This is a genomic window from Halomonas sp. DP5Y7-2 (assembly GCF_019802025.1).
Taxonomy (GTDB): Bacteria; Pseudomonadota; Gammaproteobacteria; order Pseudomonadales; family Halomonadaceae; genus Halomonas; species Halomonas litopenaei_A.
The window spans coordinates 152319-169191 of sequence record NZ_JAHVHY010000004.1 but is presented as its reverse complement, the minus strand read 5'-3'; the positions used below and the strand labels follow the sequence as shown (position 1 = coordinate 169191).

Sequence of the window (16873 nt, the reverse complement as noted above, 5' to 3'; positions counted from 1 at the left end):
AAAAGGGGGGGGACGTTCAGGGAACGTTCAGGGAGCTATGCAGGTCCCGGGAAGGTGCGGTTACCCGATGAACCATATCGGGCCAGTGGCTAGCCCAGTCGCTCTTCCCTGGGGGTCATACCGAAGTGATTGCGATACGCCGTCGAGAAATGCGCCGCCGATGAGAAGCCGGTCTGAAGCGCGATTTCACCGGCAGGCTGATCACTCTCGCGCAGCATGCGGCGAGCCTTCTGCAGACGCAGATCGAGGTAATAGCGACTCGGCACCGACTTCAGGTACTTCTTGAAGAGTCGCTCCAGCTGACGCCTGGAGATGCCCAGATGTTCGGCAAGTTCGTGAGTCGACAGCGGCTCTTCGATGTTGGCTTCCATCAGCTGCACGGCCTCGACCAGGCTGGCCGGCGCATGGGCGAGACGCGAGCGCAGGGGAATCTGCTGGGGTTCATCACCCATGCGGATCCGCTCCATCACGAAATATTCCGAAATTCGTGATGCTAGAGCGGCACCATGATGACTTTCGACCAGGGTGATCATCATGTCCATGGCCGCCGTGCCGCCACCACAGGTCATCCGGTCACGATCGATCTCGAACAGCTGTTGTGACAGCCGCACCCGGGGGTGAGCCGCCGCGAAGGCCTCGAACCGTTGCCACGGCAGCGTAGCCTGGTAGCCATCCAGAAGCCCCAGCCGCGCCAGCGCTTCGGTGCCCCCGCCGATGCCGCCGAGTAACACGCCAGAAGCCGCCAGGCGTTTGAGCCAGGCCGCCAGATCATCGGGGATCCCCCCAGGTAGCTTGGCAGGCCCGCACACCAACACCATGTCGGGGTGAGTCTCCACCTCTGCTAGCGCTTCCCGGGGCAGCACCGTCTGCTGCGACGCACTCGTCACCGCATCGCCGCCGCTGGAGTAACTGGTCAGTCGATAGAGGGTACGGCCGTGAAGCAGGTTAGCCACATGCAGCGGCTCCGTAGCACAGGCATGCGCCAGCAGAGAAAATCCAGGCATCACCACGATCCCTACTTGGCGCAGCAATTCGGATGAGCGTGATGGGTGGGAAGACGGCGGCATGAACCTTCTCGACGAGAATATGCGAGCCATAGTCTACGCCACTCACGCCATGGATTCAGCGCCCATGTCCGTTGTGCATGGGCCACGCCTGCAGCGAAGACGCATCAGTGACACGACGACAACGGGCCGCGACCTCTCGGTCACGGCCCGTTGGCAAAGGCGAGTCTGTCAGCCGCCGGCTCGCTCAGTGCTGGAGCGACGGGGCCGACATTCAGGGCCTTTTGGGCGGATTAGAGCTGAACGACGTCGAAGCTGACGTCCGGATTGACGTCGGCGTCGTAGTCCACATCGCTACGCTCGAAGCCGAACAGCTTGAGGAACTCGTGCTTGTAGCCAGCGTAGTCCGTGATATCGAACAGATTGTCACTGGTCACCTTCGGCCACAGATCCTTGCATGCCTGCTGGACGTCATCACGCAGTTCCCAGTCATCCAGACGCAGGCGACCGACGTCATCCGTGGTGGCTTCACCCCCGTAGAGGCGCTCCCCGAACAGGCGGTTGAGCTGGTCGATGGTGCCTTCGTGGAGGCCCTGCTCCTTCATCACCCGATAGACCATCGCAATGTACAACGGCATGACCGGGATGGCGGCACTCGCCTGGGTCACTACCGACTTGAGCACAGCGACGTTGGCACCACCTCCAGACTGTTTCAACTCGCCATCGATGGCGGTGGCTGCACGATCCAGGTCTTCCTTGGCCTTGCCCAACGCACCATGCCAGTAGATCGGCCAGGTGATCTCGGTACCGATATAACTGAAGGCAACACTGCGGGCACCAGGAGCCAGTACATCGGCCTCACTCAATGCCTGCATCCACAGTTCCCAGTCCTGACCGCCCATGACATCGATGGTATCGGCGATTTCCTGCTCGCTGGCAGGCTCGACCTCGGCTTCGATGATGGTGTCCTTGTTGGTGTCGATAGCAGTGGCGCGGTAGGTCTCGCCAATGGGCTTGAGGCTGGAACGCTTCAGCTCACCGGAGTCCGGCATCTTGCGCACGGGAGACGCCAACGAGTAGACCACCAGGTCCACCTGCCCCATGTCCTGCTTGATCAATTCGATCGCCTTGGCGCGGGCTTCGTGGGAGAAGGCATCACCATTGATCGACTTGCTGTAGAGGCCTTCCTGCTTGGCGAACTTGTCGAAGGCCGCGGCATTGTACCAACCCGCCGTACCGGGCTTCTTCTCGGTGCCGGGCTTCTCGAAGAACACACCGAGGGTGTCGGCGCCATAACCAAAGGCAGCAGTGACGCGTGCCGCCAGGCCGTAACCGCTGGAGGCACCGATCACCAGCACTTTCTTGGGCCCCTTGGATGACGCCAGGCCACGTGCGCGGGTTGCCTCGATCTGCTCGAGTACGTTTTTCTCGCAACCGACAGGATGGGTGGTGGTGCAGATGAATCCGCGTACCTTGGGCTTGATGATCACGACAGACCTCTTTATTGCTCGTGGCTCCCGTAGGAGAGCCATCCAATGTGTAATGCGTGGTGGCGATATTCTAGCGGCACACGGCGATCCTGTCCGCCTTTGCAGACAATGGGCCTCACGGGCGGGGCTACTGAGCGATACTTGCTCGACGGCGGCGGCTCGGGCAGGATGCAGTCCATCGCTTGAGGAGACCACCGATGGATGCCCAGACTCTGGTCGATGAACGCGGCGAGCTATGGCTCGCATTGGCCCCGATGTGGCTGGAACGGGAACCGCGAGAATCCGACTACGCGAGAATGGTAGAGGTGATAGAACGTGACGGCATTGCGCTCAAGGACCTGGAATGGGTCTTTCGCCTCGAACTCGCCCCCGTACTTTCTCGACAGCAAATGTCGGTCGCGGGTGAGTGGCGCAAGTTCGACGACTACCAGTTGATGCGCCGCCTGGTCGCCCACAACCTCCGACTGACCGGCTGGCGCCGCAAGTTCTGGGCCCTGTTCTCAGGCTTGACCACCATGATGGTGCGTCACCGCTACAACGCCCTGGTGGAGCATCTGGTGGTCAGCCGAGGAGAAGCGCGCTAGGGCCAGCGGCCGGTCTCAGGCCACAAAGCCTAACCCTCACGTCTCGTCGAGGGCCCGTTCCAGATCCGTCAGCATCGCCGCGGCACCATCCCGCGGCCCGAACCTCTTCAACACGCGCCCGTCTCGCGCCACCAGAAACTTGGTGAAATTCCATTTGATGGCGCGCGTTCCCAGCCAGCCCGGAGCTTCGGCTTTCAGGCGCTGAAACAGAGGATGGGCACCGCGTCCATTCACCTCCACCTTTTCCATCAGGGGAAAGGTGACACCAAACTGACGCTCACCAAAGGCACAGAATTGCTCGGCAGACTCTGGCGACTGCTTGGCAAACTGGTTGCAAGGAAACCCCAGCACCGTGAAGCCCCGTTCGCGATGCTCGCGATACAGCGCCTCCAGTTCGCCCAACTGAGAGGTAAAACCGCACTGGCTTGCCACATTGACGACAAGCAGCACCTGCCCCCTCAATGCACGCAGATTGAAAGGCTCACCTTGATGGGTATGACACTCGACGTCATGCAGGCTCATGGGCTGAACTCGCGCTCCTTGTCTTCACGATGACACGCCTTTACGGCTCTCGCCAGAGACGCAGGCTCACCGGCGAAGTCGCCTTCATCCTTGCGCTTCCTGCTTCAACAGCAGGGCCAGCGCGAGGTGCGTGTCCGGTGTAGCCTCAGCCAGTTCGATGGCCTCTCCAGGCGGCATCCAGGTGACGCTGGCGACCTCTTCCGGCTGCAGCGCCAGAGGACCGTCCCAGGTCACGCAAAAGACACTGCCAAAGATGCGATATCCCTGGTCATCGTAGCGAAAGCTCAGGCAGGGCGTCAGCGGGGCATGACAGATACCAAGCTCCTCTGCCAGTTCACGACGGGCAGACACGTGGACCGCCTCACCGGCCGCCACCACGCCACCTGCAGCGAGGTCAAGACCACCGGGAAAGGCTTCCTTGGTCAGTGTCCGTCGCTGGACGCACAGCTCTCCCGCGCCATTGCGCACCACAATGTAGGTCGCGCGATGCCAGAAGCGATAGCGGCGCATGTCGGATCGCCAGGCGCTTCCACAGGGGCGATCGCGGGCATCCACGATCTGCACTCTCTCGCGCGCGATGACCGGCGCCGGCACGTCACCCGCCGGAGCCTTCAGCGATGACGCCACCGGCAGCGACAGCTCAGGTGAGGCAACCTCACTCATCACAGGACTCCGCCATTAAAGCGTCAAGCCTAACGATCCGCGCCCGCGACGTCACCCTTCGCCCAGTCTTCGATACCTGCCAAGGTACCTGCCAGGGCGCTTGATATCTGGCTGTGCCTTAGCCCAGCAGCACGCGAACCGCCAGTCCCAGCAAGAGTACGCCCGTCACCCGATTGATCCAGTGGGACCGAGCCTGCAGCCAAGGCAGCACACTGGAGTGAGACAGGCCAAGCGCTACCAGCACGTACCAGCCGCCATCGATCACCATGGCCGTGACAACGACGATACTTCGCTCAAGCACGGACATGTCAGGACTGACGAACTGACTGAGCAAGGCAACAAAGAACAGGATCAGCTTGGGATTACCCAGGGCCACCAGCAAGCCTTCCCGAGCGGCGGTCAGGTGGCTCGCCGTGCTGGGCTGTGGGCGCAGTGCCCCCGCCTGGCCCGCGCGCAGCGCCTTGATCCCCAGCCAGGCCAGATATACGGCCCCCGCCAGCATCACCACGCGGAATCCCTGAGGATGTCGTTCGATGACTTCGCCCAGGCCCCAGACGGTCAGCAGTGCGTAGAGGCCTACACCCAGAGCGTGTGTGATCGCCGCCACGACACCGGCGGCCCTGCCACTGCCCAGGGTATGGCGGAGTACAAGTGCCAGGCTGGGGCCGGGGGACATGGCTCCCATGGCACAGATGGCTGCCAAAGAGAGCCAAAGCGATAACGGCATAATTTCTCCTCAATTACTTCGACGCCTGGCTCACACAATCTATGCAGACTTACGCATTCAAATGCTTTTTCTTACAAAACCAAGCATACAATCACGAAAAACCTCACTCTAGGGATGGTGAAGTTCAGGATATATCGTTATTTACAAACGTATGAGGTTCGATAACGATACTCATGCACGTCCTACAAAAAAAATGATCATCATCCATCATTGCAAGGGAACAGGGAGGGGACGATGTCTGCCTCGCAACAAGCCTCAATCGTCAGATTGATCACGCACCCCAACGTGCAGTCCCAGCTATTTACCCACCACCTGAGTCAGGTGCTGGATTGCGAGGTCAGCACATTGGCACCCGAAGCGGTGCCCTCTCTGCAGGCCGAGCTCGCCCGCACACCTGATCAATCACAACTCTGGCTGCTGGATGCCGACCAGCTATCGCTCAGCGATATGCACCACTGTCACGAACTAAAGGCACAGTACCCAGAGATCCTGCTGGCTGCGTTCAACCTGGCCGACCAGGAACAGGCCGCTGAACTGCTGGCGTCACTGCATTTGCAAGGTATCTTCTATCGCCGTGACGAACTCGACAACATCTGCAAAGGCATCATCCAACTACTGGATGGCGCGCTGTGGATGTCTCGCCCGCTGCTCCAGCAGATGTTCGAATACTTCCGTCGCCAACAGTTCAACACCTACCGCCCGGTCGCTGGCCTGACACAACGGGAGCTGGAAATCCTTGGCTTCATTGGCAATGGCGCGTCTAACCAGGATATCGCCAGCCAGCTGTTTCTCAGCGAACATACCGTCAAGTCGCATCTTTACAATATCTTCAAGAAGATCAAGGTGCACCACAGAACCGAGGCCGCCCAGTGGGCACGCAAGCACCTCGGTATTCCACCGCCTATGAGCAAGGGCAACCAACGCGATCGCCAGGCCCAGCCTTGATGCCCTTCCCTAGCCCTTCCCTAGCCCTTTCCTGTCACGCCTGGGCTAGCGGAAAAAGGGCGCCGGGAAAAGGGCAACCGGTGACAGATAGCGGGCAAAGGTGCAGCACTCCCCCGCGGGGAAGCCGCGGCACCGGATCGGCATCATCGATGAAACTGACGCTCACGCTCTGGCTGCCACAGAATCTGCTCCAGTTGCCAGCGCTTGGTACGCCCCGTTAGTGGGGTGACCTGCCATTGCTCTCCCACTCGGCGGGTCAGCAGTTCAGCTCCCAGCGGCGCCATCACGGACAGTCCGTCGGCGGTTGCCGACAAGGCATGGGGATATACCAGAGTCCGCACCAGCTGACGGTCTTCGTCGAGATCGCGCAGTACCACTTGGCTATTCATGCTGACGACATCATCGGGCATCTCGTCAGGGTCGAGAATCTCGGCGCGCTCCAGCAGCACCTCAAGCAGATCGGCTACCGCACGATCCTTGTCATCTGCATCATCGATCAGACGCTGAAGTCGCTCTGCGTCAAGACGATTGGCTAGCCTCAACGACATCCTTGTCACCTCACTGGTCTCTTACAGGCCTTTAGGGGCGTCACCCCGTCGAGGTGACCGCCACGCAACAAAAAAGCCCTCCCCGATAGTGGGAAGGACTCGATCACCTGAAGCATACGACACTGGCAGTAAACAAGAAACTGCTTATATGAAAAAGACAGGCCAGTTGGACATCCCCCTTGCAGGGTCCGCATACTGCTGGCCTCGACGCCTTTTCTTCATTCCTACATCAGAGCCACGATGCCCTCCACGCCTGACGCCTTCGACACGCCTCCAGAAAACTTGAACCAACTGCTCGACCAACTCAGCCAAGCCAGTGCCGAACGCGATCAGCTGTCCCTCGCCGAAGTGATGGACGCCGTCGGTCGCCGCAGCTTTGCTCCCTTCCTGCTGGTCGCAGGCCTGGTCACCCTCACCCCGTTGATCGGCGATATCCCCGGTGTGCCGACGCTGATGTCGCTGCTCGTGGTGCTGGCGGCGGTACAACTGTTGGCAGGCAAGCAGAGCGTGTGGCTCCCAGCGTGGCTCGCCAGGCGCAAGGTAGCCACCACCAAGGTCGAGCGCACCATCACCCTGCTGCGCAAACCTGCTCGCTGGGTTGACCGGCTGATCAAGCCCAGACTAAGGCTGCTGACAGGCCGAGTGGCGCGCTATCCCATCGGTCTGGCCTGTCTGGCCATCGCCCTGGTGACGCCCCCGATGGAGCTGATTCCCTTCAGCGCGACCTTGGCTGGCGCTGCCCAAAGCATGTTCGGCCTGGCGCTGCTCGCCCGGGATGGGCTGATGGCGCTGGCAGGCTACGCCTTTACCCTGTCCACGGCCTGGGTCATCGTGCTGGCCATCTAGGCCGCTGGACGTGCCGGTAGTGGGACGCCGACGGTGATCGAGCGGGTCCTGCGAGGCTTCCTACTTCGCGTTGCCGAGCTTCCTGTGCTGACCTTCCCTGCGCTGACCGCGCTGCGGACAGGGCTGAGCTGACCAGGATCAACTCCGCCATCAGCAGGGTGCGATACGCTGGCGAAGCCGGCCAGGGACGTGCGGCATGGTGCTTAGCGATGGCAGGGATGCCATCCACCCATCTCTTGACGCTTCCTCCTCCTGCCCCAGGTTCATCTGCAAGCAGGTCTATGCTTCATGGCTCTGATGCAAGGCTCTGCTGCAAGGTTCTGCTGCAAGGCTCTGGTGCATGTATCCACTGCACGGATGGCTACCGCGCTGCTGCTACGAGTTTCCAACAGGCGTGATCATCCTGCCCTTATTGCGTTCTTAGTAAAGCCTGCGTCCTGCCATTAGGCCGCGCGGCTGCCGTTATTGCGGCCCAGCAGCGGTCCCTGATTCACTGCGCGCCAGAGCGCCGAGTCAGCACATGTGAGGATTGATATACTTGGCCATCATCACAAGGCGGCGCCATGGATATCCCACATCAGCGGCTGGTCTACTTTCAGGTCACGATCGAAGCAGGGTCGGTGCGACAGGCCGCTGCGCGCCTGGATATTGCCCCGTCGGCGGTCAGCCGCCAGCTGTCACTGATCGAGGATGCGTTGGGCGCTCCGCTACTGGAGCGCTCGCGACAAGGAGTGGTGCCGACAGCGGTCGGCGAAATGCTGCTGGATTACTGTCGCCGGCGCTCAGCCCTGGACGACACCTTCAGCGAACAGCTCGACGCCTATCAGCGTCTCGAGACCGGCCACCTGTCGTTGACCGTGGGCGAGGGGTTTGTCGGCGACCTGCTCGACACGCCCCTGCGAACCTTTACCGAGCGCTACCGTGGCGTGCGCCTGGACGTGAATACGGGTAGCACCAGCGAGATCATCGAGGCGGTGATTCAGGACGAGGCTCACCTTGGGCTGATGTATCACGAGCGCGTTCATCCACAGCTGCGCTTCTGGCACTCCAGCCAGCAGCCCCTGGTGGCGCTGGTGTCGCCGTCCCACCCGCTCGCTGGCGCTCGTGAGGCGCTGACCATTGCCACCCTCAGTGATCACCCCATGGCCCTGTGGCGTACCGGCCACGGGGTACGCCAACTGGTGGATGAAGGCTTCAGAGAAGCCGGGCTGCGGCCTCAGGTCAACATGCAGACCAACTCGCTTTCGGTGCTGCTGCACGCCGCACGCTCAGACCTGACTCTGACCCTGCTCCCCGCCTTTGCCGCTGCGCGAGAGCTGGAGGACGGCAGGCTGGTGGCTCTGGAGGTGGATAGTGAACGCTTTCGCCAGGCCCGAGCCCATATCGTCACACGAGTAGGACGACGGATGCCTCGGGCCGGACTTCAGCTACTTCGCCATCTGGAGCGCTGGATGCGGGCCTTTTCCTCACGCGTCCCGTAGAGCTAGTAACAGCAGGGCCTCGGCATCAGCCAACCCCATTGCCATACCCCATGGCAACACTGGCGGCATCGGCTGTTTCCACCCAGACGCTTTGAGCGACCGTGTATTCCTTGAGACCTTCGACGCCACTGGAACGCCCGAAGCCGCTGTCGTCGAAACCACCAAACGGCGACATGACGTTGATCGCCTTGTAGCTATTGATCCAGACCGTACCCGCACGCAGGCGGCCCGCCACCCGATGAGCGCGGGCGGGGTCCTGGGTCCACACCGCTCCCGCCAGGCCGAAGCGAGTGGCATTGGCCAGACGCACCGCCTGCTCCTCGTCATCGAAGGGCATGACCACCACCACGGGGCCGAACACCTCCTCCTGGGCAATCGTCATGTCATCGCTGACATCGGCCAATACGGTTGGTGCCAGGAAATAGCCCTGAGCCTCCTCCGGAAGTCCCGCCGGTCGCGTGCCACCACACAGGACTCTGGCCCCCTGACGACAGGCATCGTCAATCATGCTGGTGACGTGACGGTATTGCCTGGCATTCTGGACCGGGCCCATCTGAGTCGACGGCTCAACCGGCAACCCGACCGTTATCTGCGCTGCGGCTCGCGCCAGCCGGGTGCAGACGGCATCGAACACCTCGCGCTGCACCAGCAGCCGCGACCCTGCCACGCAGCTCTGCCCCGCTGCGGCAAAGATGGCCGCCTGAGCGCCGGCCACCGCATCATCGAGCCTGGCATCGGCAAAGACGATATTGGCGGACTTGCCGCCCAGCTCCAGCACGCTGGGCACCAGGCGCTCGGCACCGGCCTGGGCGATCCGACGCCCGCTGTCAGGAGAGCCCACGAACACCAGCTTGCTGATGCCACGATGCCCGGTCAGCGCTGCTCCGGTCGTCGGGCCGATGCCGTTGACGATATTGATCAGTCCCTTGGGCAGTCCGCTGCTCTCCAGCAGCTTGGCAATCACCACTGAGGTGAACGGCGTCATCTCGGACGGTTTCAAGACAACGCCATTACCCGCCGCGATGGCCGGCGCCACCTGCCAGGCGCAGGTGAACATGGGCGCATTCCAGGGCGTAATCTGGCCCACCACCCCGTACGGCACGTGCCGAACATAGTTGAGATGGGAGGTCGGCACGGGAATCACTTCCCCATGCTGCTTGTCACACCAGCCTGCGTAGTACTCGAACATCTCGCGGACCTTGACCACCTCTCCGCGACAGTCCCGGATGGGTTTGCCCGCCACCACGCTTTCGAGCTGTGCCAGCGTCTCGTCGTAGCCACGCAGCGCCCAGGCAGCCTCGGTCATTCTGCGGCCTCGCTCACTGGCACTCAGCGACATCCACTGCTGTTGGCCACGTGCTGCCGCTGTCACGGCCTGTGACACCAGCTCACTGCCGGCATCCCGGTAAGACAGCAGCGCTTGCCCCGTTACCGGGTCGATCAATTCGATGGCCTCGCCCTGCCCCGCCACCAGCTCGCCGCCCACCCAGTTGCTCAGCGGCGTATCAGCCTGCATGTCGAAGGCCTTGAGCAGGGAGTTCAGGCGCTCGATCGCCTCCATGGTCAAACGATTCATTGCGCGTCCTCCTGGGAACCGTCAGCGTCCTGAGCCGAGGCAAGCCCCAGCACGCTATCGGTAATGCGGTTGAAATCAGCGTGGTCGGGGAGCCCGTCCGGGTCGGCATGCCAGCGCGCGACAACCTGCTCCAGCAGGGTAAGCGGCAGCCCGAGATCAGCGGCCGCATCGCGGGCCAAGCGCAGGTCCTTGCGCATCAGCCCAGTGGTGAAGCCTGAATCGAAGGAATCGGACTGGATCCACTTAGGAAAATTGACCTCGCTGACGGCACTGCGTCCTGACCCGCTATTGAGCCCTGCCAGGCAGGCAGCCGGGTCGACACCCGCCTTGGCCGCCAGGGCAACCGCCTCGGCGGTGGTCAGCAGGTGCGCGGCACACAGATAGTTGTTGGCCAGTTTGACCACATGGCCGCTGGCTGCAGGGCCAACGTGGGTATAGCGGGCCGACATGGCATCCAGCATTGGCGTTAGCCGCTCGATGGTCGATGACTCTCCCCCCAGCAGCATGCCCAGACTGCCCGATGCCGCTCCCGCTGGCCCACCGCTGACCGGAGCATCAAGCCACTCCAGTCCCGCCTCGACCACCCGTGGTGCCAGCTCCCGCGTCACCGCCGGGTCGCTGGTAGAGGTGTCGACGATGACGCTGCCCTTGGGCGCCAGCGACAGCAGTCCCGGCGACGCCATGAGCACCTGACGCACGTGGTCTGACGTGGGCAGCGACAGCAGATAGACGTCTGCCGCCGGCAGGCTGTCTGGAGCGGCCACCGCCAGCCCGCGGGATGCCAGACGTGCCCGTGCGTCGTCGCTGACATCAGTACCTGTCACATGAAAGCCCGCGGCATGCAGGGTCATGGCCATATTGCCACCCATCTGGCCGAGGCCGATCACGATAATGTTCATGCGTTCTCCTTGTTATGTTGTCGAACAAAGCCCTTGCGCCAGATCTCGGGCACGCCGGGGGTGGGCCATGCCGTAAACGGCATGGCAACATCACGCTATTGCAGGGAGACGAGCGCAGTAATGTATCCAGTATTGCCTTAAGACTGGCCCAGCAGGGTGCGTACCAGCGCACACCAGTAGGCCACCCCCAAGGGGGACAGCTCGTCGTTGAAATCGTAGTGAGGGTTATGCAGTGCCGCGCTGTTCTCGCCATTGCCGAGCCAGATGTATGCCCCGGGGCGCTGCTGCAGCATGAAGGCGAAGTCTTCCGACGCCATCGAGGGCGGCAGGTCCCGATGCACCTGGCGAATGTCCGGCAAGGCAGTCAGCACGTCGGCACAGCGCTGCGCATGGTCGGGGCTGTTGAAGGTGGCGGGATAGCGCGACTGGTAGTCGATGTCTGCGCTGAGGCCGTGAAAGGTCGCGGTGGCCTCGATGGCCTGCTTGAAGCGGGCCTCGAGCCGCTGGCGCAGTTCAGGATCAAAGCAGCGCACGGTACCGCACAGCTCCACCGCCTCAGGCATGACGTTGTAGGCATCTCCCGCGTGGAACTGGGTCACGCTCATCACCGCCGTCTGATGCGCCGGCGTCTCGCGACTGACAATACCCTGCAGCTGGTTGACCAGCTGACAGGCAGCCAGCACGACATCCTTGCCCAGGTGCGGCATGGCGGCGTGACAGCCGTGCCCTGTCAGGGTAAGGCGAAACACATCGAAGGCGGCCATGACCGTCGTGTCGTGCACCGCGGCTTCGCCGACCGGCAATCCTGGCCAATTGTGCACGCCGTAGACGGCCTGCATCGGGAAACGCTCGAACAGCCCTTCCTTTACCATGACGCGCCCACCGCCCTCATTCTCTTCCGCGGGCTGGAAGATGAAGTAGACCCGGCCTGCAAAGTCGGGAGACTGCGCCAGGCAACAGGCCGCCCCCAGCAGCATGGTGGTGTGGCCATCATGACCGCAGGCATGCATCTTGCCGGGAATACGTGAGGCATGGGGGGCATCACTGGCCTCGTTGACATCCAGAGCATCGATGTCAGCCCGCAGGCCAATCGCGCCATCACCGTCATGACGGCCGTCTACCCAGGCCACTACCCCGGTCCCGCCCCCCAGCCCCGTCACCATCTCGATACCTGCTTCTGACAGGATCTCGATGATGCGAGCGCTGGTGCGATGCTCCTCGAAGGCGGTTTCCGGTTGGCGATGGAAGGCATGACGCCATTCACGCAACAGGTCTGGGGTCACTGTGGTCATGCTGGGTCTCCTCGTTTGCGTTACAGAAGCGCCTGGGCCACCAGCGCAGAGCCGACAAAGGTGCCGGTAAAGACCAGCAGCGACACGATGATCAGCTTCCAGCCCACCTGACGGAACATGGTGAATTCACGGGGGGACAGGGCCAGACCGGCATATGCCAGCACCGGCGTCACGATCGCCAGGAAGCTGACCGCGGAAAGCTGCTCGACGATCCAGCCGCTGCCGGGGAACCAGGGCAGCGTCATGGCAATACTGACCAGCGAGACCCAGGCCACACCGGGCAGGTAGAACGGCGCAAACCGCGTGATGAGCAGTCCCAGCATGGTCATGGCGTACAAGATCAGCATGCCCGGCAGCGCCTCGAGCAGTGGCGCACCATTGATGGTATTGCTGATCCAGCCCACCGCGCAGACCACCGCCATGACGATCGCTGTCTGGCCCAGGCGGCGTTCGGGACGCTCATCGTCGCTGACGCTGGGTGCCGGCTCGGCTTCCACGGTGGCCCTTGCGCCAACCGAGGTCGCCGCCCGAGAGCCCGAGCACCACTTGAAGATGCGCTCGGCCATGGGCAGGGCGATGAACAGTGAGATATACAGGCCGGTGGCATAGGTCAGCAGATTGCTGGCGCCAGCGAAGGCCAGCAGTTCATCCTTGAGCTCAGGCAAGGCACCGGCAATCGCCCCGGAACAGGCAGCGACCATACTGCCACTGCCGACGCCGCAGGCCATGGCCAGTGCACGGGGGTCGAAAATGTCGAGAGTGGTCAGATAGCCGGCCATCAACGCAAACCACAGGGTGCCGAACATGGTGCCAACGACGTAGACCCCCATGACACCGATGCCCTCAGGGCCTTTCAGACCGTACTTGTCCGAGATGATGGCGATGTTGGGCTCGCGCGCGATGGAATAGGTCGCGCCAATGGCCTCGCGGCCCATCTTCAGCACCAGCACCGCAAACGGCATGGCGATCAGCATGGTGCCGAGGTTGCCAAGCTCTTGAAGGATCAAGGCTGGTCCCGCGCTGAGAATCTGCTCGATGGCTGGCCCGATGGTGGAACCAAAGCGCGCAATGAACGGCATGATCGAGAGCAGAATGATCGGCGCGGCGGCCTCGCTCAGCGTGACCGGAACCAGGCGGGACGTGGCAGAAAACAGATGAGGGTTCAGCAGCAGACCGATGATAAACGCGTAGAACAGAGGCAGCAGCAGCAGGGTACCGGGCCCAAGCGGGATCTTGATGATACCGACCGCTTCTGAAATCAGCGCGGCAACTGCCACGATGGCATGCAGACGCCAATCGACAAGGAGCGAAAGCTTCATGGAGATGTCCTGTTGTTGTAATTACCGTTGTCATTGCTGATGTCAGCGCTATCGCCACGCACAACGATCACGAGAGCACTGAACCGGGCCGGCAGCCGCCAACCCCAGTCAGTCCGAGTATTGAAGCAGGTCACGATCTAATAAAAGGAGATTTGTGTGCTGTTTTTTAGCTCACGTGAGAGCACCCCACTGTCACAACACTCGCACAGCACTCCCACGGCACTCGCACAGTACTCTCACAGCACCCTGCTGGCGCCACTAAATAGCTTTTAATGATCCAAAAGACAAAATAACTATATTTTCGCTATTCACTCGCAGCTCTTAGGGTAAATGCCATCGGATGGCAAACCGCGGCAGCTCGCGTGGCTCCCTCGATACCTGACCGCAATGACTGACAAGGGCTCGAACGATGACAACAAGAACGAGTGACAATACCGACACCCTGGTAGTGGGTGGTGGACAAGCCGGTATCGCGATGAGCGAGCACCTCAGCCAACTTGGTGTACCGCACCTGGTGCTCGAGCGCTCGCGGATCGCCGAAGCCTGGCGAACCCGACGCTGGGACTCCCTGGTCGCCAATGGCCCTGCCTGGCATGACCGTTTTCCTGGCAAAGCCTTTGATGGCATCGGGCCAGATGACTTCGCCAGCAAGGACGACGTGGCCGCATACTTTGAAGCCTACGCGCGCATGATCAACGCACCTCTGCGGACTGGCGTCGAGGTTCAGCGGGTCACTCGCCACCAGGGACGCCCCGGCTTCAGCGTCGAAACCTCCCAGGGCACCATCGACGCCAAGCGCGTTGTCGCCGCCACGGGCCCCTTCCAGTGCCCGGTCATTCCGTCCATTGCGCCGGATGACGAGGACCTTTATCAGATTCACTCTGCCGACTATCGACGTCCAGAGCAGTTGCCTGCCGGCGCTGTGCTGGTCGTAGGCGCCGGATCCTCCGGCGTCCAGATCGCAGAAGAGCTTCACCAGCAAGGAAGGCGGGTGTATCTCTCGGTGGGCCCCCATGATCGCCCTCCTCGGCGCTATCGCGGACGCGACTTCTGCTGGTGGCTGGGGGTACTGGGGGAGTGGGATGCCGAGGCCATGAAGCCAGGCACCGAACACGTCACCATCGCCGTGAGTGGCGCCGGCGGCGGCAAGACCATCGACTTTCGCTCGCTAGCCCACCAGGGCATCACCCTGGTGGGGCGAACGCGGGACATCACCCATGGGGTTGTCAGCTTCGAACAGGACCTGGCCGATAACCTGGCCCGCGGCGATGCCAATTACCTGGCCATGCTGGATGCCGCAGATGCCTATCTGGCACGCAACGGCATGGACCTGCCGGAAGACCCGGACGCCAGGCAGATACCGGCCACGCCAGCATGCGTCAGCACTCCACTGGCATCGCTCGATCTGGGCGCTGAAGGGGTCACCTCGATCATCTGGGCGACAGGCTTTAGCGTCGACTACCGCTGGCTTGAGGTGGACACCTTCGATGCCCTGGGGCGCCCCCTGCATCAGCGCGGCGTCTCCCGCGAGCCCGGCGTCTATTTTGTGGGACTGCCGTGGCAATCTCGGCGCGGCTCAAGCTTTATCTGGGGCGTATGGCACGACGCCAGACACATCGCCGAGCATATCGCCACGCAACGCAAGTACCTGGCCTACGACGAAGACCGCCGTCAGCATGAACAGGCGTCATCAGCGCTCCCGGCATATCCCACCGCCTCCCGTGACCTGAGGATCAGCTGATGCCGACACATACGCGTATTCGCATGTTCAACACCAAGGACACCTATCCCAACCAGACGCTGGACAACGATCTGTGTCAGGCAGTGAAGGCGGGAAACACGGTCTATGTGCGCGGACAGGTAGGCACCGATTTCGAGGGCCAGCTGGTGGGGCTCGGGGACCCTGGCGCCCAGGCACAGCAGGCCATGCGCAACGTCAAGCAGCTGCTGGAAGAAGCCGGCTCCAGTCTTGGCCATATCGTCAAGACCACCACCTATATTACCGATCCTCGCTATCGCGAGCCGGTGTATCGCGAGGTGGGCCGCTGGCTGAAGGGCGTGTTTCCCATTTCCACCGGACTGGTCGTGGCCGGTCTCGCCCAACCGGAATGGTTGATGGAAATCGACGTAATTGCGGTCATCCCTGACACGCAGGAGTCTCAGCCATGACGTTTTCCATTGCCGGTTACTGCAGCGACACCGGCCAGTTCGGCACCGCGATCAGCTCATCCAGTATCTGTGTCGCCAGCCGCTGCCCCTTTGTGGCGCCTGGCAAGGGCGCGGTCCTGTCGCAGAATGTCACCAATCCTGCCCTGGGCCAGCTCGGCGTGGCGTTGCTGGAAGAGCGCCTGGACGCTCAGACTGTGCTGCAGCGACTGCTTGAACAGGAAGCGTTTCCCGAGTGGCGCCAGCTGCTGGTCCTTGATGCCAACGGCCGTAGCGCCGTGCACAGCGGGGCCGAAACCCTGGGCATCCATGCCACGCGGCAAGGACACCTCTGCGTTGCCGGCGGCAATATGCTGGCAACCACTGAGGTCGTGAGCGCCATGGTAGCGGCCTTTGAAGCGCACCGCGGCGAGCTGGCCGAGCGTTTGCTGGTGGCGATGGAGGCCGGGCAGGCCTCTGGGGGAGAGATGGGGCCAGTGCACTCTGCAGGACTGACCGTGACCGACAAGGCTAGCTGGCCTAGCGTGGACCTTCGCGTGGATTGGCACATTGCCCCGCTCACTGAACTACGCATGATCTGGGAGAACTACCGCCCACAGCGCGATGCCTATCTGCAGAGAGCGGCAGCGCCACAGGAGTCACCCTCCTACGGCGTACCCGGTGACCAACGCTGATAACACGGGCCATGGCGGACCGGCGGGCGCATCGGGGCGCCCCCATCTGCTATTGAACTCACCAGCCAGCTCATGAACTCGGCATTCTGTTCATGAACCGCCGTGCTGTTCATAAACTGCCGTTCTGTCCATGAACC

Annotated in this window: 17 protein-coding genes; 7 read left to right on the top strand and 10 right to left on the bottom strand. The window is 62.1% G+C overall.

Annotated features, from left to right (window positions below):
• Positions 1–89: 89 nt before the first annotated feature.
• Both KUW18_RS07525 and fabV read right to left on the bottom strand, forming a co-directional pair.
• Entirely contained in the window at positions 90–1004 is a 915-nt protein-coding gene (locus KUW18_RS07525) for a GlxA family transcriptional regulator (protein ID WP_224908507.1), read from the bottom strand.
• Between the two features lie 293 nt (positions 1005–1297).
• Positions 1298–2494: an enoyl-ACP reductase FabV gene (fabV, locus tag KUW18_RS07520; protein ID WP_222237710.1), complete on the bottom strand. Its 1197-nt coding sequence runs from the start codon at positions 2492–2494 to the stop codon at positions 1298–1300.
• Between the two features lie 197 nt (positions 2495–2691).
• Here fabV and KUW18_RS07515 point away from each other — a divergent pair, with 197 nt between their 5' ends.
• Positions 2692–3078, top strand: coding sequence for a hypothetical protein (locus KUW18_RS07515; protein WP_206941511.1), 387 nt, complete (start codon positions 2692–2694; stop codon positions 3076–3078).
• Between the two features lie 36 nt (positions 3079–3114).
• Here the strand turns inward: KUW18_RS07515 and KUW18_RS07510 are convergent, their stop codons facing one another.
• From KUW18_RS07510 to KUW18_RS07500, 3 genes are all read right to left on the bottom strand, one after another.
• A complete protein-coding gene (locus KUW18_RS07510; protein ID WP_206941513.1) occupies positions 3115–3600 on the bottom strand; it encodes a glutathione peroxidase in 486 nt (161 codons plus the stop codon).
• An 84-nt stretch (positions 3601–3684) separates the two neighbouring features.
• The gene (gene yfcD / locus KUW18_RS07505; RefSeq protein ID WP_206941516.1) at positions 3685–4263 is read right to left on the bottom strand and encodes an NUDIX hydrolase YfcD; all 579 of its coding nucleotides are present in this window, start codon (positions 4261–4263) and stop codon (positions 3685–3687) included.
• 118 nt (positions 4264–4381) lie between these two features.
• Positions 4382–4990: a LysE family translocator gene (locus tag KUW18_RS07500; RefSeq protein ID WP_222162635.1), complete on the bottom strand. Its 609-nt coding sequence runs from the start codon at positions 4988–4990 to the stop codon at positions 4382–4384.
• Between the two features lie 234 nt (positions 4991–5224).
• Here KUW18_RS07500 and KUW18_RS07495 point away from each other — a divergent pair, with 234 nt between their 5' ends.
• Positions 5225–5935 carry a response regulator transcription factor gene (locus KUW18_RS07495; protein ID WP_222561114.1) on the top strand — a complete coding sequence of 237 codons (711 nt, stop codon included), beginning with the start codon at positions 5225–5227 and terminating at the stop codon, positions 5933–5935.
• 143 nt (positions 5936–6078) lie between these two features.
• Here the strand turns inward: KUW18_RS07495 and KUW18_RS07490 are convergent, their stop codons facing one another.
• On the bottom strand, positions 6079–6483 hold the full coding sequence (locus KUW18_RS07490) for a GreA/GreB family elongation factor (protein WP_222162633.1): 405 nt from the start codon (positions 6481–6483) through the stop codon (positions 6079–6081).
• 240 nt (positions 6484–6723) lie between these two features.
• On the opposite strand from KUW18_RS07490, the gene KUW18_RS07485 reads away from it, so the two are divergent.
• Both KUW18_RS07485 and KUW18_RS07480 read left to right on the top strand, forming a co-directional pair.
• Positions 6724–7329: an exopolysaccharide biosynthesis protein gene (locus KUW18_RS07485; RefSeq protein ID WP_206941523.1), complete on the top strand. Its 606-nt coding sequence runs from the start codon at positions 6724–6726 to the stop codon at positions 7327–7329.
• Between the two features lie 563 nt (positions 7330–7892).
• The gene (locus KUW18_RS07480) at positions 7893–8810 is read left to right on the top strand and encodes a LysR family transcriptional regulator (RefSeq protein ID WP_206941524.1); all 918 of its coding nucleotides are present in this window, start codon (positions 7893–7895) and stop codon (positions 8808–8810) included.
• A gap of 25 nt (positions 8811–8835) precedes the next feature.
• Here the strand turns inward: KUW18_RS07480 and KUW18_RS07475 are convergent, their stop codons facing one another.
• The 4 genes from KUW18_RS07475 to KUW18_RS07460 form a co-directional block, all read right to left on the bottom strand.
• Positions 8836–10386 (bottom strand): aldehyde dehydrogenase family protein, encoded by a 1551-nt coding sequence (locus tag KUW18_RS07475; protein WP_222484378.1) that lies wholly within the window; start codon positions 10384–10386, stop codon positions 8836–8838.
• Complete coding sequence (locus KUW18_RS07470; RefSeq protein ID WP_222561113.1) at positions 10383–11285, bottom strand: NAD(P)-dependent oxidoreductase; 903 nt, start codon at positions 11283–11285, stop codon at positions 10383–10385. The genes KUW18_RS07475 and KUW18_RS07470 overlap by 4 nt, the downstream gene beginning before the upstream one ends.
• Before the next feature lie 137 nt (positions 11286–11422).
• Positions 11423–12577: a M20 aminoacylase family protein gene (locus tag KUW18_RS07465; protein ID WP_222561112.1), complete on the bottom strand. Its 1155-nt coding sequence runs from the start codon at positions 12575–12577 to the stop codon at positions 11423–11425.
• 20 nt (positions 12578–12597) lie between these two features.
• Positions 12598–13896, bottom strand: coding sequence for a DUF3100 domain-containing protein (locus KUW18_RS07460; RefSeq protein WP_222162629.1), 1299 nt, complete (start codon positions 13894–13896; stop codon positions 12598–12600).
• A 409-nt stretch (positions 13897–14305) separates the two neighbouring features.
• On the opposite strand from KUW18_RS07460, the gene KUW18_RS07455 reads away from it, so the two are divergent.
• From KUW18_RS07455 to KUW18_RS07445, 3 genes are read left to right on the top strand one after another with little or no spacing between them, the layout of a single operon-like run.
• Positions 14306–15637 (top strand): flavin-containing monooxygenase, encoded by a 1332-nt coding sequence (locus KUW18_RS07455; RefSeq protein ID WP_222561111.1) that lies wholly within the window; start codon positions 14306–14308, stop codon positions 15635–15637.
• Positions 15637–16065, top strand: a complete 429-nt coding sequence (locus KUW18_RS07450; RefSeq protein WP_222561110.1) for a RidA family protein — start codon at positions 15637–15639, stop codon at positions 16063–16065. The genes KUW18_RS07455 and KUW18_RS07450 overlap by 1 nt, the downstream gene beginning before the upstream one ends.
• Complete coding sequence (locus KUW18_RS07445) at positions 16062–16736, top strand: DUF1028 domain-containing protein (RefSeq protein WP_222561109.1); 675 nt, start codon at positions 16062–16064, stop codon at positions 16734–16736. Before KUW18_RS07450 ends, KUW18_RS07445 begins: the two co-directional genes overlap by 4 nt.
• Positions 16737–16873 lie beyond the last annotated feature (137 nt).